18 protein-coding genes are annotated in these 14452 nt (G+C 58.9%); 11 read left to right on the forward strand and 7 right to left on the reverse strand.

Annotated features, from left to right (window positions below; all coding sequences use genetic code 11):
* Window positions 1–6: 6 nt before the first annotated feature.
* Entirely contained in the window at window positions 7–1134 is a 1128-nt protein-coding gene (locus tag ACXHRN_RS07320; RefSeq protein ID WP_488640667.1) for an ATP-dependent DNA helicase, read from the forward strand.
* Here the strand turns inward: ACXHRN_RS07320 and ACXHRN_RS07325 are convergent.
* Window positions 1131–1829 (reverse strand): MerR family transcriptional regulator, encoded by a 699-nt coding sequence (locus ACXHRN_RS07325; RefSeq protein ID WP_488640668.1) that lies wholly within the window; start codon window positions 1827–1829, stop codon window positions 1131–1133. The genes ACXHRN_RS07320 and ACXHRN_RS07325 overlap by 4 nt on opposite strands.
* A 387-nt stretch (window positions 1830–2216) precedes the next feature.
* Between ACXHRN_RS07325 and ACXHRN_RS07330 the strand changes: the two genes are divergently transcribed.
* The 3 genes from ACXHRN_RS07330 to ACXHRN_RS07340 all read left to right on the forward strand — a co-directional run bounded on the left by ACXHRN_RS07330 (window position 2217) and on the right by ACXHRN_RS07340 (window position 5230).
* The gene (locus ACXHRN_RS07330; RefSeq protein ID WP_488640669.1) at window positions 2217–2969 is read left to right on the forward strand and encodes a pyridoxine 5'-phosphate synthase; all 753 of its coding nucleotides are present in this window, start codon (window positions 2217–2219) and stop codon (window positions 2967–2969) included.
* Between the two features lie 54 nt (window positions 2970–3023).
* Window positions 3024–4301, forward strand: a complete 1278-nt coding sequence (locus ACXHRN_RS07335) for an FAD-dependent oxidoreductase (RefSeq protein ID WP_488640670.1) — start codon at window positions 3024–3026, stop codon at window positions 4299–4301.
* Between the two features lie 425 nt (window positions 4302–4726).
* Window positions 4727–5230 carry a GyrI-like domain-containing protein gene (locus tag ACXHRN_RS07340; RefSeq protein WP_488640671.1) on the forward strand — a complete coding sequence of 168 codons (504 nt, stop codon included), beginning with the start codon at window positions 4727–4729 and terminating at the stop codon, window positions 5228–5230.
* Window positions 5231–5245: 15 nt separating this feature from the next.
* Here ACXHRN_RS07340 and ACXHRN_RS07345 read toward each other — a convergent pair whose 3' ends face one another.
* Window positions 5246–5668, reverse strand: a complete 423-nt coding sequence (locus ACXHRN_RS07345; protein ID WP_488640672.1) for a DUF4087 domain-containing protein — start codon at window positions 5666–5668, stop codon at window positions 5246–5248.
* 30 nt (window positions 5669–5698) lie between these two features.
* A complete protein-coding gene (locus ACXHRN_RS07350; RefSeq protein ID WP_488640673.1) occupies window positions 5699–6424 on the reverse strand; it encodes an aspartate/glutamate racemase family protein in 726 nt (241 codons plus the stop codon).
* Window positions 6425–6588: 164 nt separating this feature from the next.
* Between ACXHRN_RS07350 and ACXHRN_RS07355 the strand changes: the two genes are divergently transcribed.
* Together ACXHRN_RS07355 and ACXHRN_RS07360 are read left to right on the forward strand one after the other, a co-directional pair.
* Complete coding sequence (locus ACXHRN_RS07355; protein ID WP_488640674.1) at window positions 6589–7053, forward strand: Lrp/AsnC family transcriptional regulator; 465 nt, start codon at window positions 6589–6591, stop codon at window positions 7051–7053.
* 103 nt (window positions 7054–7156) lie between these two features.
* Entirely contained in the window at window positions 7157–8422 is a 1266-nt protein-coding gene (locus ACXHRN_RS07360) for an NAD(P)/FAD-dependent oxidoreductase (protein WP_488640675.1), read from the forward strand.
* Between the two features lie 32 nt (window positions 8423–8454).
* On the opposite strand, the gene ACXHRN_RS07365 is transcribed toward ACXHRN_RS07360, so the two are convergent.
* Window positions 8455–9459, reverse strand: coding sequence for an aldo/keto reductase (locus ACXHRN_RS07365; protein ID WP_488640676.1), 1005 nt, complete (start codon window positions 9457–9459; stop codon window positions 8455–8457).
* Window positions 9460–9571: 112 nt separating this feature from the next.
* On the opposite strand from ACXHRN_RS07365, the gene ACXHRN_RS07370 reads away from it, so the two are divergent.
* The 5 genes from ACXHRN_RS07370 (at window position 9572) to ilvC (ending at window position 13269) form a co-directional block, all read left to right on the forward strand.
* Entirely contained in the window at window positions 9572–10474 is a 903-nt protein-coding gene (locus ACXHRN_RS07370) for a LysR family transcriptional regulator (protein ID WP_488640677.1), read from the forward strand.
* 117 nt (window positions 10475–10591) lie between these two features.
* Window positions 10592–10900 carry a type II toxin-antitoxin system TacA family antitoxin gene (locus tag ACXHRN_RS07375; RefSeq protein WP_488640678.1) on the forward strand — a complete coding sequence of 103 codons (309 nt, stop codon included), beginning with the start codon at window positions 10592–10594 and terminating at the stop codon, window positions 10898–10900.
* Window positions 10900–11403 (forward strand): GNAT family N-acetyltransferase, encoded by a 504-nt coding sequence (locus ACXHRN_RS07380; protein WP_488640679.1) that lies wholly within the window; start codon window positions 10900–10902, stop codon window positions 11401–11403. The genes ACXHRN_RS07375 and ACXHRN_RS07380 overlap by 1 nt, the downstream gene beginning before the upstream one ends.
* Before the next feature lie 109 nt (window positions 11404–11512).
* Window positions 11513–12157 (forward strand): TetR/AcrR family transcriptional regulator C-terminal domain-containing protein, encoded by a 645-nt coding sequence (locus ACXHRN_RS07385; RefSeq protein WP_488640680.1) that lies wholly within the window; start codon window positions 11513–11515, stop codon window positions 12155–12157.
* 92 nt (window positions 12158–12249) lie between these two features.
* Window positions 12250–13269, forward strand: a complete 1020-nt coding sequence (gene ilvC / locus ACXHRN_RS07390; protein ID WP_488640681.1) for a ketol-acid reductoisomerase — start codon at window positions 12250–12252, stop codon at window positions 13267–13269.
* 82 nt (window positions 13270–13351) lie between these two features.
* Here ilvC and ACXHRN_RS07395 read toward each other — a convergent pair whose 3' ends face one another.
* From ACXHRN_RS07395 to ACXHRN_RS07405, 3 genes are read right to left on the reverse strand one after another with little or no spacing between them, the layout of a single operon-like run.
* The gene (locus ACXHRN_RS07395; protein WP_488640682.1) at window positions 13352–13792 is read right to left on the reverse strand and encodes a DUF4260 family protein; all 441 of its coding nucleotides are present in this window, start codon (window positions 13790–13792) and stop codon (window positions 13352–13354) included.
* A gap of 30 nt (window positions 13793–13822) precedes the next feature.
* Window positions 13823–14200, reverse strand: coding sequence for a PIN domain-containing protein (locus tag ACXHRN_RS07400; RefSeq protein WP_488640683.1), 378 nt, complete (start codon window positions 14198–14200; stop codon window positions 13823–13825).
* Window positions 14200–14409, reverse strand: coding sequence for an AbrB/MazE/SpoVT family DNA-binding domain-containing protein (locus ACXHRN_RS07405; RefSeq protein ID WP_488641854.1), 210 nt, complete (start codon window positions 14407–14409; stop codon window positions 14200–14202). Before ACXHRN_RS07405 ends, ACXHRN_RS07400 begins: the two co-directional genes overlap by 1 nt.
* Window positions 14410–14452 lie beyond the last annotated feature (43 nt).

The following is a 14452-nucleotide window of genomic DNA, read 5'->3' on the forward strand; positions in this document are numbered from 1 at the left end:
GCGGCCATGCAATTCTCGACACAACAGGATGAGGCCCTCCAGGCCGTTTCGCGCTGGCTCAAGGAGCCGAGGAGCCAGGTTTTCCGGCTGTTCGGCTATGCCGGCACCGGCAAGACGACGCTCGCCAAGTATTTTGCCGACCATGTCGATGGCGAGGTGTTGTTTGCCGCCTTCACGGGCAAGGCAGCGCAGGTGCTGCGGTCCAAGGGAGCGACCAATGCCAAGACGATCCATTCGTTGATCTATCGCCCACGTGGCGAGGAAGAGGTAAGCGACGAGGTCACCGGCAAGACCAACATGACGCCGATGTTCTCCATCAACAGGCAGAGCCCGGTCGCCAAGGCGCCGCTGATCGTCATCGACGAGTGCTCGATGGTCGATGAGGCGCTCGGCAAGGATTTGCTCAGCTTCGGTACCAAGGTGCTGGTGCTCGGCGATCCCGGGCAGCTGCCGCCGGTCTCGGGTGGTGGCTTCTTCACCGAGCAGGAGCCGGACTATCTGCTGACCGAGATCCATCGTCAGGCGCGCGACAACCCGATCATCCAGCTTGCCATGCATATCCGCGAGGGCAAGGAAATCATGCATGGTGATTACGGCACCGCGCAGGTGATTTCCCGCAATGAAGTTACACAGGAAATGGTGCTGGAGGCCGACCAGGTGCTGGTCGGCACCAACAAGACCCGCAAGCGCTACAACCAGCGGCTCCGCGAGCTCAAGGGCTTTCCCAACGACTATCCGGCGGCCGGCGACAAGCTGGTCTGCCTGCGCAACGACCAGGTCAAGGGCCTGCTCAACGGCTCGCTCTGGCAGGTGATGTCGTCTTCAAAGGAAACCACCAAGCCCGGCATCAACCTGCTGATCCGGCCGGAAGACGACGACATGGATCGCGGTGCGGCCAAGATCAAGCTGCTCAAGGCCGCCTTTGAAAATGTCGACGGCGAGATTCCCTGGAACATGCGCAAGCGCTACGACGAATTCGACTACGGCTATGCGCTGACGGTGCACAAGGCGCAGGGTTCGCAATGGAACAACGTGGTGCTGTTCGACGAGGCGTGGGCATTTCGCGACACCCGAGAGCGTTGGCTCTATACGGCGGTGACGCGCGCCGCCGAGCGGCTGACGATCGTTCGCTAATCCCCCAGCAACCCGAGCAGGACTGCCTTGGCAACCGCCTGGAAGCGGTTCGAGGAACCGAATTTCTTGACGATGTTGGCTTCGGTCGCGAGAATGTCCTCGAACGGCCTGCGCAGCGTGTTGGCGATGCGGACTGGTGTATAGCCCTCTGCCATCAGCTTGAGGCATTGGAACTCTGCCTCGCTGAGGAACGGCGTGGACAGTTGGCGGTTATCGTTGCCTTCAAGCAGGCTCTCGTCGGACCCGTCGCTGAGGATTTCGCTGATCTGCTGCATCTGGCGGCGCAGCAGCGATTCATCCGACATCAGTTCCTTTTTGCGCGAAGTCAGTGCTGCCCGGAAAATCTCGTCACATTCCTGCTGGCTGCCGGCTTCGCTGAGTTCGGTCAACAGGTCCTGGATCTGAAGTACCGGCATGCCGGTTTCACGGCAGAGATTGATCAGCGCCATCACCTTGACCTGGCGTGGACTATAGACCCGCATCGCACCGATCCGGCTCGGCTGCAGAAGCTTCTTTTCCTCGTAGAAGTGCAGGGTGCGATGGGTGACACCGAACAGGTTGGCCATATCGGCGATGGCGACGGGTTTGGTTGGAATTTTCTGCGGCAATGGCACGCCGGGCAAGAACTGGGCATCGCCCGTACTTTCGGAATCTCCCGATGAAGACGGTCGCGAATTGTCCGTACTTCTATGCATGCCAGCGCGCCCCCATTGCTCCGGGTCGTCTGCTCCCGCCGGTTTTTGCTCGCCCTGGCGTTGCCGCCAAAACGATGACCACTTCCGGCAAAAGCGGTCGTCCTTGAATTCCCCTAATTCTATTCTTGCTAAAACCGCTTCCAAATCAACATCATCCGAAAATATTTCGCCAGAATTCGTCAAAAAAGGGGTTTTTAGCGGTTCACCATGTACCTATACGAGAATTTTAGAACAATTGTAACTACAATTTTCAACCAGCGGGGGTCCGGAAGGTGCGGCAACGCGCGATCAATCACGATTCTCGATATGTCCATGACGAAATGTCGCTGGCATCAGTCTTTTCAATCCTTTACTGAGATTTCAGATCAAGCATCATCGGACCGCACCATGCCCGCCAGACTTTCCGTGAACCTCAATGCGATCGCCATGCTGCGCAACCGGCGCGAACTGCCATGGCCTGATGTGGTCGGCTTCGGCCGCATCGCGCTCACCGCAGGCGCAGCGGGCCTCACCGTGCATCCTCGCCCCGACGAGCGGCATGTCCGCTTCACCGACGTGCCGGCGCTGAAGTCGCTGATCATGACGGAATTTCCGGGGCGTGAATTCAATATCGAGGGCTATCCGTCCGAGGATTTCCTGAAGCTCTGCGAGAAACACCTTCCCGATCAGGTGACTTTGGTGCCGGATGATCCGAGCCAGGCGACATCCGATCACGGCTGGGATTTCAAGGCGGAGCGTGACCGCTTGGTCGAGGTTTGTGGTCGTCTGAAGCGGGCTGGCATGCGCGTGTCGCTGTTTGCCGAGGGCGACAGCGACCAGGAAGGGCTTGAGATTGCCAAGGGCGCGGGTGCCGACCGGATCGAGCTTTATACGGGTCCTTATGGAAGCTGCTACGCGGATCCTGCCGAGGCGGCAAGCATCGTCGAGGTTCTCGGCCAGACCGCCGACCGTGCGCTGGCACTCGGTCTGGACGTCAATGCCGGCCACGACCTGACGATCGCCAACCTGCCGGCGCTTACGGCCCGTATTCCTCGACTGGCCGAGGTGTCGATCGGTCACGGCTTGACGGCCGATGCGCTGGAGCATGGCATGGCCGAGACGGTGCGACGTTATCGACGTGCGCTTGGGGAAATAATTTAGAGTCTTGATGCGTATCCTCGAAAGAGCCACGATGGTTTGAATTCGAGGGGCATCTTGAAAACAACAAGTTCAGTCAAGCATATCGCCATCTGCGGCGCCGGACCCGCCGGGCTGGCTGCGGCGCTGTTTCTCCATCGCGCCGGCCACAGGGTCGAAATCATCGAGCGTTTCGCCGAGCCGGCAGCCATCGGCTCCGGGCTGATCCTGCAGCCGACGGGGCTGACGGTGCTGGCGGCGCTCGGGCTGCTGGATACGATCCTCGCGCTGGGCCATCGCATCGATCGGCTACATGGCTCCGATACCAAGAGCGGCCGGACGGTGCTCGACGTCAAATATGCTTCGGGTCCGAATGGCCGGTTCGGGCTTGCCGTGCAGCGGGCGGCGTTGTTCGACACGCTTTATGCCTCCGTCCGCGCAGAAGGCATTGCGGTTCGCTCCAACGCCACGATTGCCGGCATCACGGATATCGAGACCCAACCGCTGTTGCAGCTTGCCGACGGCGATCGGGCCGGCCCCTATGATCTCGTTGTCGATGCGAGCGGCACTCGTTCGCAGCTTGTCGCAGAGTTGTTGCCGCAGGAGCAGGCGCTGGATCTGGCCTATGGTGCCTATTGGGCGACGTTGGATGTCGGGTCGTTTCCCTACGAGCGCCACGCGCTGCTGCAGCGCTATGAGCACGCCGAAGTGATGATTGGTGCCCTGCCGATCGGACGTTCCGGGCCCAAGGCGCCGGAAAAGCTGGCATTCTTCTGGAGTCAAAAGGTCGGCGAGACCTCTTCGCTGCACGCAAGCGGGCTCAATGCCTGGAAGAGCAGGGTGCTCTTCTATTGGCCGGAGATGGGGCCGCTGATCGCTCAGGTCAACAGCTGGGACGATATGGTCCTGGCGCGCTACCAGCACCGGACGCTCAGGCGACCCGCAGCCGGCAAGGTCATTTTCATCGGTGACGCCGCCCATTGCACCAGCCCGCAATTGGGGCAGGGGGCAAACATGGCGCTGCTCGATGCCGCAGCACTCGCCTTTGCTCTTGGCTGTTATGCCGATGTGCTCGACGCTGCTACCGCCTATTGCCGGCTGCGCCGCAATCACGTCCGCCTGTTCCAGGCGCTGTCGCGCATCTTCACGCCATTCTATCAAAGCGACTCGCATTTGATATCGGCATTTCGCGATCGCCTGGTTGCCACTACAGCGAAGCTGCCACCGATTCCCAGGCTGCTGGCCTCGATCGTTTCAGGCACAATGCTCGATCCGCTCGCGGCTGCGGGGCTCGTGGAAGTCGACTGGCGGGGCAAGATTGCGGCCGGCGAGCATAAAATGAGGGCAACTGCGTGAGAACTGGCCAAACGATCCCAGGCGGTTTCTCGCGATTGCAAGAACTGTCGTCAAAAATGGTTTAAGCCTATAATATTCAGTCGATTCCTGTCACATTTCCGGGCATTTATAGGCGATGCAATATGCTAATATACTGAAGTAAACATATGTATTTCCTCTCGCTTGGCGGCCACGAGGTATTCTCAACGGGATATATACAATTAAGTACAAGTAAATAAGCTATCTATGTGTAAAATCATACAGTTTTTGTATTGAGTTTCAATTTTAATTCATCTATCATGTTGGAATTGTGTGTCATTTTTAGAATTATGCTAATATTCTGAAAAACACTTTATTTTTTTCATGAGAAGCCATATATCACAAAAATGTGATCATCCTTCAGATTACCCCCTTGATGCTTATCCGACTACGAGACTTCACCCGCCATGATGACTTTGCCCGTAAAAATCCGCCGTAAAAAGCAGCCCTACCTTGCAATCCGCTCACGCCTGTTTCGCCGGCAGATCGAGAAGCAGGCTTTGCTTTTCATGTCGGAGATACGTGGTTATCTCGAAGGTCAGAGGATACAGGATTTTGGGCCGGCGTTCGTGCGTTACAATGCGTTCGATGAAAATGGCGAAGGTGACATGGAGTTCGGATTCTTTACCGAGAAGCAACATGTTGCGCCTTCGCCCATTCGTTCAGGCGTGCTGCCGGGCGGCATGTTCACCTCGACCACCTGGCGCGGGGACTATGAAAAACTCACCGACGTCAACACCCTGCTGATCGGGTGGGGCAATATGACAAACGTCCAGTGGGAATGCGCTGCCCTGGATCAAGGCGGCTTTCGCGGCTGCCGCTTGGCGATCTTTCACAAGACCTCGCGCACCGAGCCGGATCCCAAGGATTGGATGACGGAACTCGCGTTCCTGCACAAAGCCGCCGCCTGAGGCGGATTTTTCCCGTTATTGGTCGGTGTTGTCTGGCGGGAGAGGCAGGTTCATGTCGGCTTCGCATTCGGCAAGCGTATTCATTTTTACGCCCTTGACGCTCAGGAACTGGTGGCTGTCCTCATCTGCCTTGCCGAGTACGCAGGCGCATGCATAGCCATAGTTGCCGTAGCTGGACGTCGAATTATATTCGCCGGCGGTAAAGTCGGGCATGGCGTCCATGCCCTCGGCTTCATAGCCGTCCGGTTCGCTGATGATCCATTTCCCGTCCTGGTCCGACAGCCACCAGTTTCTAAAGGCGGGATTTACCAGCCATCCGCAATGCTTCTCTTCCACCGCTGCGGGCGGCGTTTGCACCACCGGCGGGGTCGCGTCCGCAGGTGGCGTTATCGTGGTGGTGGACGCGCTCAGATAAACCAGAATCGCAAGTATCTTCATAGGCATAATCTCCACCGCAAAGCGGCTGGATTATGCATACTTCCTTTCGGTTTCCAATGCCGTTTGGTCGGAGAATGCAAAGCGCGCTGCTGCGTCACAGTGAATTGACGTGGAGTCAAAGCCCGGCAGCGGCAGGTTAGCAGGATCCAGGCTGAGGCAAATTTCGGTGCAGCCAAGGATGACGCTGTCGGCGCCCGCGGCTTTCGCCTGCTCGATGATGGCGAGCAATTCCTGGCGTGACGAATCCAGAACCTTGCCCGCACACAGTTCTTTGAAGATAATGTCGTGCGTGCGGGTGCGGCCAGGCTCTTCCGGCACCATCACATCAATGCCGGCCATCTCCATGCCGCGATGATAGAAGCCATCTTCCATCGTGTAGCGCGTGGCGAGCAGCACCGGCCGCTTCCGGCCCGCGGCTTGCAGGGCGGTAGCGGTCTCATCGATGATGTTGATAAGCGGCACGCCGATGGCGGCTTGCACCTCGCTCGCGACCTTGTGCATGGTGTTGGTGCAGATCAGCACGCAATCGGCGCCCGCCGCCTCAAGATTTTTGGCGATGCAGGCGAGCCGGTCGGCGGCATCGGCCCAGCGGCCGGCTTTCTGCATGGCAACGATATCAGCGAAATTGACGGAATGCAGCAGGATTTCGGCCGAGGCCAATCCGCCGAAGCGGGCGCGGGCCAGTTCGTTCAGTGTCGTGTAGTAGACGGAGGTGCTCTCAAAGCTCATGCCGCCGATCAATCCGATAGTCTTCATCTCTGTCCTGCCAGTTTGCTATTTACGATTTGACCCAGAATGGCATGAATTCGATGGCGATTTTTTGCAAAGATTTGCGTATCGTTGTGATCGTCTGCAAGTTTTGCGCGCCACCTAGGGCATCGGCGCCTGAAATTTGCGATGCTGCGTCGAAGGGAGACGAAATGCTGGATGACCGAGACCGAAAAATCCTCACTCTCATGCAAGCCGATGCGGCGATTGCAGTGACTGAACTAGCCGATGCCGTCAGCCTGTCGGTTTCGGCCTGTTCGCGACGGATACTGCGCCTGGAGAACGAGGGTTACATAACAGGCCGCAGGGCGACCCTCGATCGTATGAAGATGGGTGTGCCCACCACTCTCTTCGCACTGATCAAGACCTCGAAACACTCCGACGATTGGCTCGACGCTTTCCGCAAGGCGATCGCCGATATTCCCGAGATTGTCGAGGCCCACCGGCTGACGGGTGTTTACGACTATATTCTCAAGATCGTGCTGCCGCGTGTCGAGCACTATGATGTGATCTACAAGCAGATCATCCGGCAGGTCGAGTTGTTCGATGTCTCGGCGTCGATCTCGATGGATGCCCTGAAGGAAGGTGGCGCGATCCCGACCGGCTACGCCATTTAGTTTCAAGTGCGTCCCGCATCACGGCAGCCATGCCAAAACGGCAATTGATTGTGCCCAGGAGAAATGAAACCATCCAGCAGAAGCGAAAACAAAGGGTTGGTTCATGAGCGAGCACCATGTCGTCATCGTTGGTGGTGGATTTGGCGGGTTGCAGCTGGCCAATGGCCTGAAGGGTGCGGGCGTTCGCATCACGCTGATCGACCGGCGCAACCATCACCTTTTCCAGCCCTTGCTCTATCAGGTGGCGACAACCATCCTCGCCACATCCGAGATCGCCTGGCCGATCCGCCAGCTCTATCGCGACAGGCCTGACGTGACGACGCTGCTGGCCGAGGTCACCGGCGTCGACAAGGTGGCAAAGACGATCAGCCTGGATGACGGTGTCAGCATCGGCTATGACACATTGGTGCTGGCGACCGGGGTCACCCACGCCTACTTCGGGCACGAAGAATGGGCGCCGGTCGCGCCCGGACTGAAAACGCTTGAGGATGCCACCACAATCAGGCGACGTGTGCTGCTGGCCTTCGAGCGGGCTGAGCTGGAAACCGATCCGGCGGCGCGGGATGCGCTGCTCACATTCACCATCGTCGGTGCCGGACCGACCGGCGTCGAGCTTGCGGGCATCATCGCCGAACTTGCGCATTACACGCTGCCGAAGGAATTCCGCAACATCGATACACGCAAGGCCAAGGTGGTGCTGGTCGAGGCAGGTGACCGGGTGCTGGCAACCTTTGCCCCGGAGCTTTCTACTTATGCGCAGGTAGCGCTCGAAAAGATCGGGGTCGAAGTGCATGTCGGTGCCCGGGTGACGGACTGCACTGCCGAGGGCGTGATGATCGGCGATGTGTTCATTCCGAGCCGAACGATCGTCTGGGCCGCTGGTGTGCAGGCGTCAGCGGCCGCCAAGTGGCTCGATATTCCGGCTGACAGGGCAGGGCGCGCGATCGTAGAGAAGGATCTGACCGTGCCCGGGTTTCCGGATGTCTTCGTGATAGGCGACACGGCTTCGGTGATCCAGCAAAGCGGCGCCCCCGTGCCCGGCATCGCGCCTGCGGCCAAGCAGCAAGGTGGCTACGTGGCAAAGGTGATCCGCGCGCGTCTCGCGGGTAGGCCAGCCGTCGAGCCGTTCCGCTATCGGCATCAGGGCAGCCTTGCGACGATCGGCAAAAGTGCAGCCATCGTCGATTTCGGCCGGATCAAACTCAAGGGATGGCTGGCCTGGTGGTTCTGGGGCATCGCCCACATCTATTTTCTGATCGGCACGCGCTCGCGTTTCGCCGTCGCCTGGAGCTGGTTCTGGATCTATATCAGCGGCCAGCACAGCGCCCGGCTGATCACCCAGAAGGAAGCCCCGCAGGCCGAGGCGTAGAAAGGCCCGGCATGTTGTCGGGCCTTCGTGGTTCAGGCGGACTTCCGTTCGCTGTCGAGATGCGCCATCTGTGCTTCCGCATAGCGGCTGCCGGCGACGGCTTCAGTGGGGACCGCGGCTTCCAGCGTGGCGAGATCGGCTGCAGTCAGCGTATGAGCGAGTGCGCCGAGCGATTCCGTCAGCTGGCTGCGTTTGCGGGCGCCGACCAACGGCACGATATCGTCGCCCTGAGCCGCAACCCAGGCGATGGCGGCTTGCGAGGCAGTCATGCCTTTCTCCGCTGCGACCTTCTGCAGGGCCGCTGCCAGCGCCATGTTCTTTTCGGCATTGTCGCCCTGGAAGCGCGGGCTCTGCGCGCGGAAATCGCCCTTGCTTGTTGCGCTGTCCTTGCTCCAGTTGCCGCTCAACAGGCCGCGCGAGAGAACGCCATAGGCAGTGATCGAGATGCTCAATTCGCGGCAGGTGGCAAGGATTTCATCCTCGATGCCACGCGACATCAGCGAGTATTCGATCTGCAGGTCAACGATCGGATGCACCGATGCCGCCTTGCGAAGCGATTCCGCGCCGAGTTCGGATACGCCGATATGCCTGACGTAACCGGCCTTGACCATGTCGGCGATCGCGCCGATCGTCTCCTCGATCGGCACATTCGGGTCGAGGCGTGCCGGCCGGTAGATATCGATATAGTCGACGCCGAGGCGGGTGAGCGTGTAAGCCAGCGCGGTCTTGAGGGCCGCCGGGCGTGCGTCAAAGCCGATCCAGCCAGCCGAAGGATCACGCTGGGCGCCGAACTTGACGCTGAGCTGGACCTTGTCACGATCCTTGCCCTTCAGCGCTTCGGCGATCAGCATTTCGTTGTGGCCCATGCCGTAGAAGTCGCCGGTATCGAGCAGGGTGACGCCGGCTTCCATCGCGGCATGGATGGTGGCGATGCTTTCTGCGCGGTCGGACGGGCCATACACACCCGACATGCCCATGCAGCCCAGTCCGAATGCAGAGACCTCGGGGCCAGATTTGCCTAACGTAACGTATTTCATGGTGGTACTCCTTCAAGGCGTCGCTTGACTCAACGGGATGGGTGCTTTTACCGCGTATCAGTCTGTGCGATAATCCGCTCATTGATGAACGACCCGTACGGAAAAATGCACAATGAACTCTCTGCCACTGGCCGACCTTGAAGCTTTCGCCGCTGTGGCCGAGGTCAGGAGCTTTCGCAAGGCGGCGTCCTTGCGGGCGGTTTCGGCATCGTCGCTCAGCGAGGCGGTGCGGCGACTGGAGGCACGGCTTGACTCTAGGTTACTCAACCGCACCACCCGTAGCGTGACCCCGACGGAAGCCGGACAGCGCTTGCTGGAAAGAGTGGCGCCGATGCTAAGCGAGATATCGGGAGCTCTCGACCAGGTCAGGAGTTCGGATGCGAGCCCGGCGGGGCGGTTACGGCTCAATGTGCCGACCATCGTTGCGCTCCACATTCTTCCTGACATCGCCATCCCGTTTCTCGCAGCCAATCCGGGCATTTCCATGGAGGTAGAGGGCAGGGACAGTTTCATCGATGTGTTTGCCGAGGGTTTTGACGCGGGCATCCGCTACGACGAGAGTTTGGAACTCGACATGATCGCTGTGCCGATCGGGCCGCGCCAGCAGAGTTTTGCCGTCGCGGCATCACCGGCCTATCTGGCCGCGCATGGCGTGCCGAAGCATCCGCACGACCTGCTCAAGCATGCCTGCATTCGTCACCGCTTCGAGAGCGGGCGCTTGAACAATTGGGAATTCGAACGCGACGGCGAGACGGTGCGGATCAATCCGGCCACAGGCCCATTGATCGCCAACAATCTGCAGATGGAACTGGCAGCCGCCCTCGGCGGGCTCGGTATCATTGCAACATTCCGCGATACGCTCGCGTCCGATCTGGAAAGCGGTGCGTTGGTGGAGGTGTTGGCCGATTGGCAGCAGCCGTTTTCGGGGCCGTATCTCTATTATCCCAGCCGGCGACATATGCCGGGGCCGCTGAGGGCGTTCGTGGATTGGGTGAAGGCGCATAGGGTGGAGTAGCCGCCGACTTGACTTTGTGGGACTCTTTTCAAGCAGATCGTGAAAGTGATGGCCGGAAGCTGGAATTCTCTTCCATACGGATGTATATAGGAATGCAATACGCTTTTGGAGGCGCAAATGAATGAAGTCACTCTAAAACGTGATGTCGGCGTTTCGATGCGACTTCGCGAGGACGATCTCGACCTGATCGATCGCGGTGCGGCGCTGAATGGACTTTCGCGAACCGAATTCATGCGCCGTGCGGCGCTGCATGAGGCGCAAATGGCGCTTATGAATGAGACCCTCGTGCGGGTTTCGCCCGATGCTTTCGAACAGTTTTGTATTGCGATCGATCGTCCTGTGGTGTCTGTTCCGGACAAATTGAGGGAACGGCTCAGCCGCAGACCTCCGTGGGATGCGGGCTCCACTCAATCTACATCCAGCTGATGATTTCACTGCCCGAACTTCTCAATGAAGAACACGATTGTTCGGCGTTCGATTGTGGCAAGCCTGCTCTGAATGATTGGCTGAAATCTCACGCGCTCTCCAATCAAGGCAAAGGGTTCTCGCGCGTTATCGTTGTCACTGAGGGCAAAAGGGTTGTCGGATTTTACGGTGTCGCACCCACCGCCGTTGTCCCATCCCGGCTATCGCGCGGAGTAAGAACCGGGCGTCACCCCGATCCTATCCCTGCGATCCTGCTCGGACAGTTTGCCGTTGATTCAATCTTTGCCGGCCGGGGCATCGGCAGCTCCTTGTTGCGTGACGCGCTGCATCGAGCCATCACTGGTGCCGATGCAATCGGAGGGCGCGCGGTGATCGTCCGCGCGATCGATCGGGGCGCGGAGCATTACTGGCAGTCCAACGGGTTCATCCCGTCCAAGGAAGATCCGTCACTGCTGTTCAGGTCCGTTGCGGATATCCGCTCGTGGCTGAACGATGCCGATTGACGAGTCTTCAATAGTCATCGTCCTTTTTTCGTGAAGTTGGCTTGACCTCCTCAAAAAACCGGCGCATAAACATCGCGAACCGTACCGTACGGTACGTATAGGTTTTGCGATGTTGAACACTGCTGACAGCCAAGGTCCGGATCATTTCTCGCCCCGCCAGAACGCCGTTCTGGAAGAGGCGTTGCGCCTGCTGGTGTCGGGCGGCGAGAAGGCTTTGACGACGGCCGGCGTGGCGAGGGCCGCCAATTGCTCCAAGGAGAGCCTCTACAAGTGGTTCGGCGATCGCGATGGGTTGATGGAGGCGATGATTGCCTATCAGGCGTCGAAGGTCCGTACCGGTGAAGTCTCGTCCGGGGCCTTGACGCGTGATACGCTAGAGCGGCTGCTCGATGAATTCGCCATTGCGCTGCTCGAAGTGCTTTCGGGGGATGTCTCGCTGGCGCTCAATCGGCTGGCGATCGGCCAGTCGAGCCGCGATGGCTCGATGCTTGGCGAGATGCTGCTGGAGCGCGGCCGCAAGCAGATCGGCCGCCGCGCCGCTAGCCTGCTGATATCAGCCAAGCGGGCAGGTCTGCTCGACTTCGACGATGCCGGGGAAGCCTATGAGACGCTCTACGGATTGATCGTCAAGGACTGGCATGTGCGCATGCTGCTGGGCGAGGATATGGCCGAACGCGCGAAGGATTTTGGCCCGCGGGCGAAGAGGTCGGTTTCGGCCTTCCTGCGCCTTTACGGGACCAGGCAGGCGGGATAAGAACCCGCCGGGATTTCATTCGGGCCGGTCCTCGTTTCTGACAAGACAAGCCCGCATTTCTAAACAAGACAAGCAAAGGGAAGGACATTCAAATGCGCGTCTATTACGATCGTGATGCCGATCTCAACCTCATCAAGTCCAAGAACGTCGTCATCGTCGGCTATGGCTCGCAGGGCCGTGCCCATGCGCTGAACCTCAAGGATTCCGGCGCTGCCAACGTCGTGATCGCGCTCAAGGCCGGTTCGCCGACCATCAAGAAGGCCGAGGCCGATGGCTTCAAGGTCATGACCGTCGCCGATGCCGCCAAGTGGGGCGACCTCTTGATGATGGCAACTCCGGACGAACTTCAGGCTGACATCTACAAGGCCGAGATCGCCCCGAACATCCGTGACGGCGCGGCGATTGCTTTCGCCCACGGCCTCAATGTTCATTTCGGCCTCATCGAGCCGAAGTCGACGCTCGACGTCGTCATGATCGCGCCGAAGGGCCCGGGCCACACCGTTCGCGGCGAATACCAGAAGGGCGGCGGCGTGCCGTGCCTGGTTGCGGTCGACAAGAACGCTTCAGGCAATGCGCTTGAACTTGCTCTGTCCTACGCTTGTGGCGTTGGCGGCGGCCGTTCGGGCATCATCGAAACCAACTTCAAGGAAGAGTGCGAAACCGACCTTTTCGGTGAACAGGTCGTTCTCTGCGGCGGTCTCGTCGAGCTCATCCGCGCCGGTTTCGAAACACTGGTCGAAGGCGGCTATGCGCCTGAAATGGCCTATTTCGAATGCCTGCACGAAGTGAAGCTGATCGTCGACTTGATCTATGAAGGCGGCATCGCCAACATGAACTACTCGATCTCCAACACGGCAGAGTGGGGCGAATACGTCTCCGGTCCGCGCATCATCACGGCTGAAACCAAGGCTGAAATGAAGCGCGTCCTGCATGATATTCAAACCGGCAAGTTCACCTCGGATTGGATGCAGGAATACCGTTCGGGCGCTGCCCGCTTCAAGGGCATCCGCCGCATGAACGACAGCCACCAGATCGAAGAAGTCGGCGCCAAGCTGCGCGGCATGATGCCCTGGATCGGCAAGAACAAGCTGGTCGACAAGTCGGTCAACTAAGCCATTTCGGTTGACGGCGAAATTCGAAACCGGGGAGGGCAACTTCCCCGGTTTTTTCATATCGCCGCAGCAAATTGCAGGTCTATTTTTCCGCGCTTGCACTTAAATGCGAGTGCTTGAATGCATCGGCATATTTTAGTCCGTAGCCAAGCAGGCGGTCGAGCCCGATATGGGCGGCCCAGATCGCTGCAATGCCAATCGCAAGCTGGCTGCCAATCGCAACCGGGCTGTTCATAACAATCCCGATGGCCGCAAGCATGAGCGGGACGACATAGGTATGGGCTGCATTGTAGCAGGCGGCGCCGAGCCGTGTTCCGCCGAGATAGCCGAGCATCGCCAGATCGGGGGCAAGCAGCAGAAGAGCATAGAGCCACCAGCTCAAATCCTGTTGGCTATAGGCATAGGTGGCGCCTATGAAAACGGCCAATCCTTCGATCCTCAACAGCATGTTGGGCGCGCCGGTCACCACGCCCGGCTGTGCGGCTTCAAAGGCAAACATTGTCTTTTGCGATTGTTCCGCCATTGCATCCTCCTGAAATTTCGAGATGTGGGTTCATCTGGATTTGTCAATAAATAACACCTGCTCAAGGCCTTCAAAATGTGCATCGCAGGTCAGCAGATCCGCATCTGCATGCAGCGCGGTGGCGTAGATGATAGCATCTGCTGTCGAGAGTTTGAACTTCCGGGTGCAATCCGCGGCGAGAAGGGCGATGACGGTATCCAGCGGAATGATATTGCATTTCATCGTGAAGGCGATGAAGCGGTCCGCTACGTCTTCGCCTTTTTCCCGAAAGAGCCATTTCGAAAGTTCCAGCTGGACAATGGTCGGGACGATACAAGCCTCCGCATCCGGAATTTGATCCTCCAGGCTCTGGCCGGTTGGGCTATCGACGAGCCATTCGATCCAAGCGGAACTGTCGATGACACGCATCAGAGGCGATCGCTCCGGTCGCGGTAGTTTGACGTCTCCGCCCCCTTCGCGAGGCCCTTGAGATCCTGCAGTGCCGGCACCGGCATCACGAGCATGCCTGTGCCTTTCGGAATGAAGACGAATTCCTGTCCGGCACGCCAGTTTTGCTGTTCGCGCACGTCTTTCGGTATCGAGATCTGGAACTTGGAGGAGAGCTTTGCCGTAGACATCATTCTTACTTTTCTCGATCGATAAGCCTGTCGTAAGATAGCA

The sequence above is a fragment of the Shinella sp. OV683 genome (assembly GCF_057787725.1).

Coding starts and splice junctions, on each gene's coding strand:
- ACXHRN_RS07320 (WP_488640667.1), top strand. CDS start 7: ATGCAATTCTCGACACAACAGGATGAGGCCCTCCAGGCCGTTTCGCGC.
- ACXHRN_RS07325 (WP_488640668.1), bottom strand. CDS start 1,829: ATGCATAGAAGTACGGACAATTCGCGACCGTCTTCATCGGGAGATTCC.
- ACXHRN_RS07330 (WP_488640669.1), top strand. CDS start 2,217: ATGCCCGCCAGACTTTCCGTGAACCTCAATGCGATCGCCATGCTGCGC.
- ACXHRN_RS07340 (WP_488640671.1), top strand. CDS start 4,727: ATGATGACTTTGCCCGTAAAAATCCGCCGTAAAAAGCAGCCCTACCTT.
- ACXHRN_RS07345 (WP_488640672.1), bottom strand. CDS start 5,668: ATGAAGATACTTGCGATTCTGGTTTATCTGAGCGCGTCCACCACCACG.
- ACXHRN_RS07350 (WP_488640673.1), bottom strand. CDS start 6,424: ATGAAGACTATCGGATTGATCGGCGGCATGAGCTTTGAGAGCACCTCC.
- ACXHRN_RS07355 (WP_488640674.1), top strand. CDS start 6,589: ATGCTGGATGACCGAGACCGAAAAATCCTCACTCTCATGCAAGCCGAT.
- ACXHRN_RS07360 (WP_488640675.1), top strand. CDS start 7,157: ATGAGCGAGCACCATGTCGTCATCGTTGGTGGTGGATTTGGCGGGTTG.
- ACXHRN_RS07365 (WP_488640676.1), bottom strand. CDS start 9,459: ATGAAATACGTTACGTTAGGCAAATCTGGCCCCGAGGTCTCTGCATTC.
- ACXHRN_RS07370 (WP_488640677.1), top strand. CDS start 9,572: ATGAACTCTCTGCCACTGGCCGACCTTGAAGCTTTCGCCGCTGTGGCC.
- ACXHRN_RS07375 (WP_488640678.1), top strand. CDS start 10,592: ATGAATGAAGTCACTCTAAAACGTGATGTCGGCGTTTCGATGCGACTT.
- ACXHRN_RS07380 (WP_488640679.1), top strand. CDS start 10,900: ATGATTTCACTGCCCGAACTTCTCAATGAAGAACACGATTGTTCGGCG.
- ACXHRN_RS07385 (WP_488640680.1), top strand. CDS start 11,513: ATGTTGAACACTGCTGACAGCCAAGGTCCGGATCATTTCTCGCCCCGC.
- ilvC (WP_488640681.1), top strand. CDS start 12,250: ATGCGCGTCTATTACGATCGTGATGCCGATCTCAACCTCATCAAGTCC.
- ACXHRN_RS07395 (WP_488640682.1), bottom strand. CDS start 13,792: ATGGCGGAACAATCGCAAAAGACAATGTTTGCCTTTGAAGCCGCACAG.
- ACXHRN_RS07400 (WP_488640683.1), bottom strand. CDS start 14,200: ATGCGTGTCATCGACAGTTCCGCTTGGATCGAATGGCTCGTCGATAGC.
- ACXHRN_RS07405 (WP_488641854.1), bottom strand. CDS start 14,409: ATGTCTACGGCAAAGCTCTCCTCCAAGTTCCAGATCTCGATACCGAAA.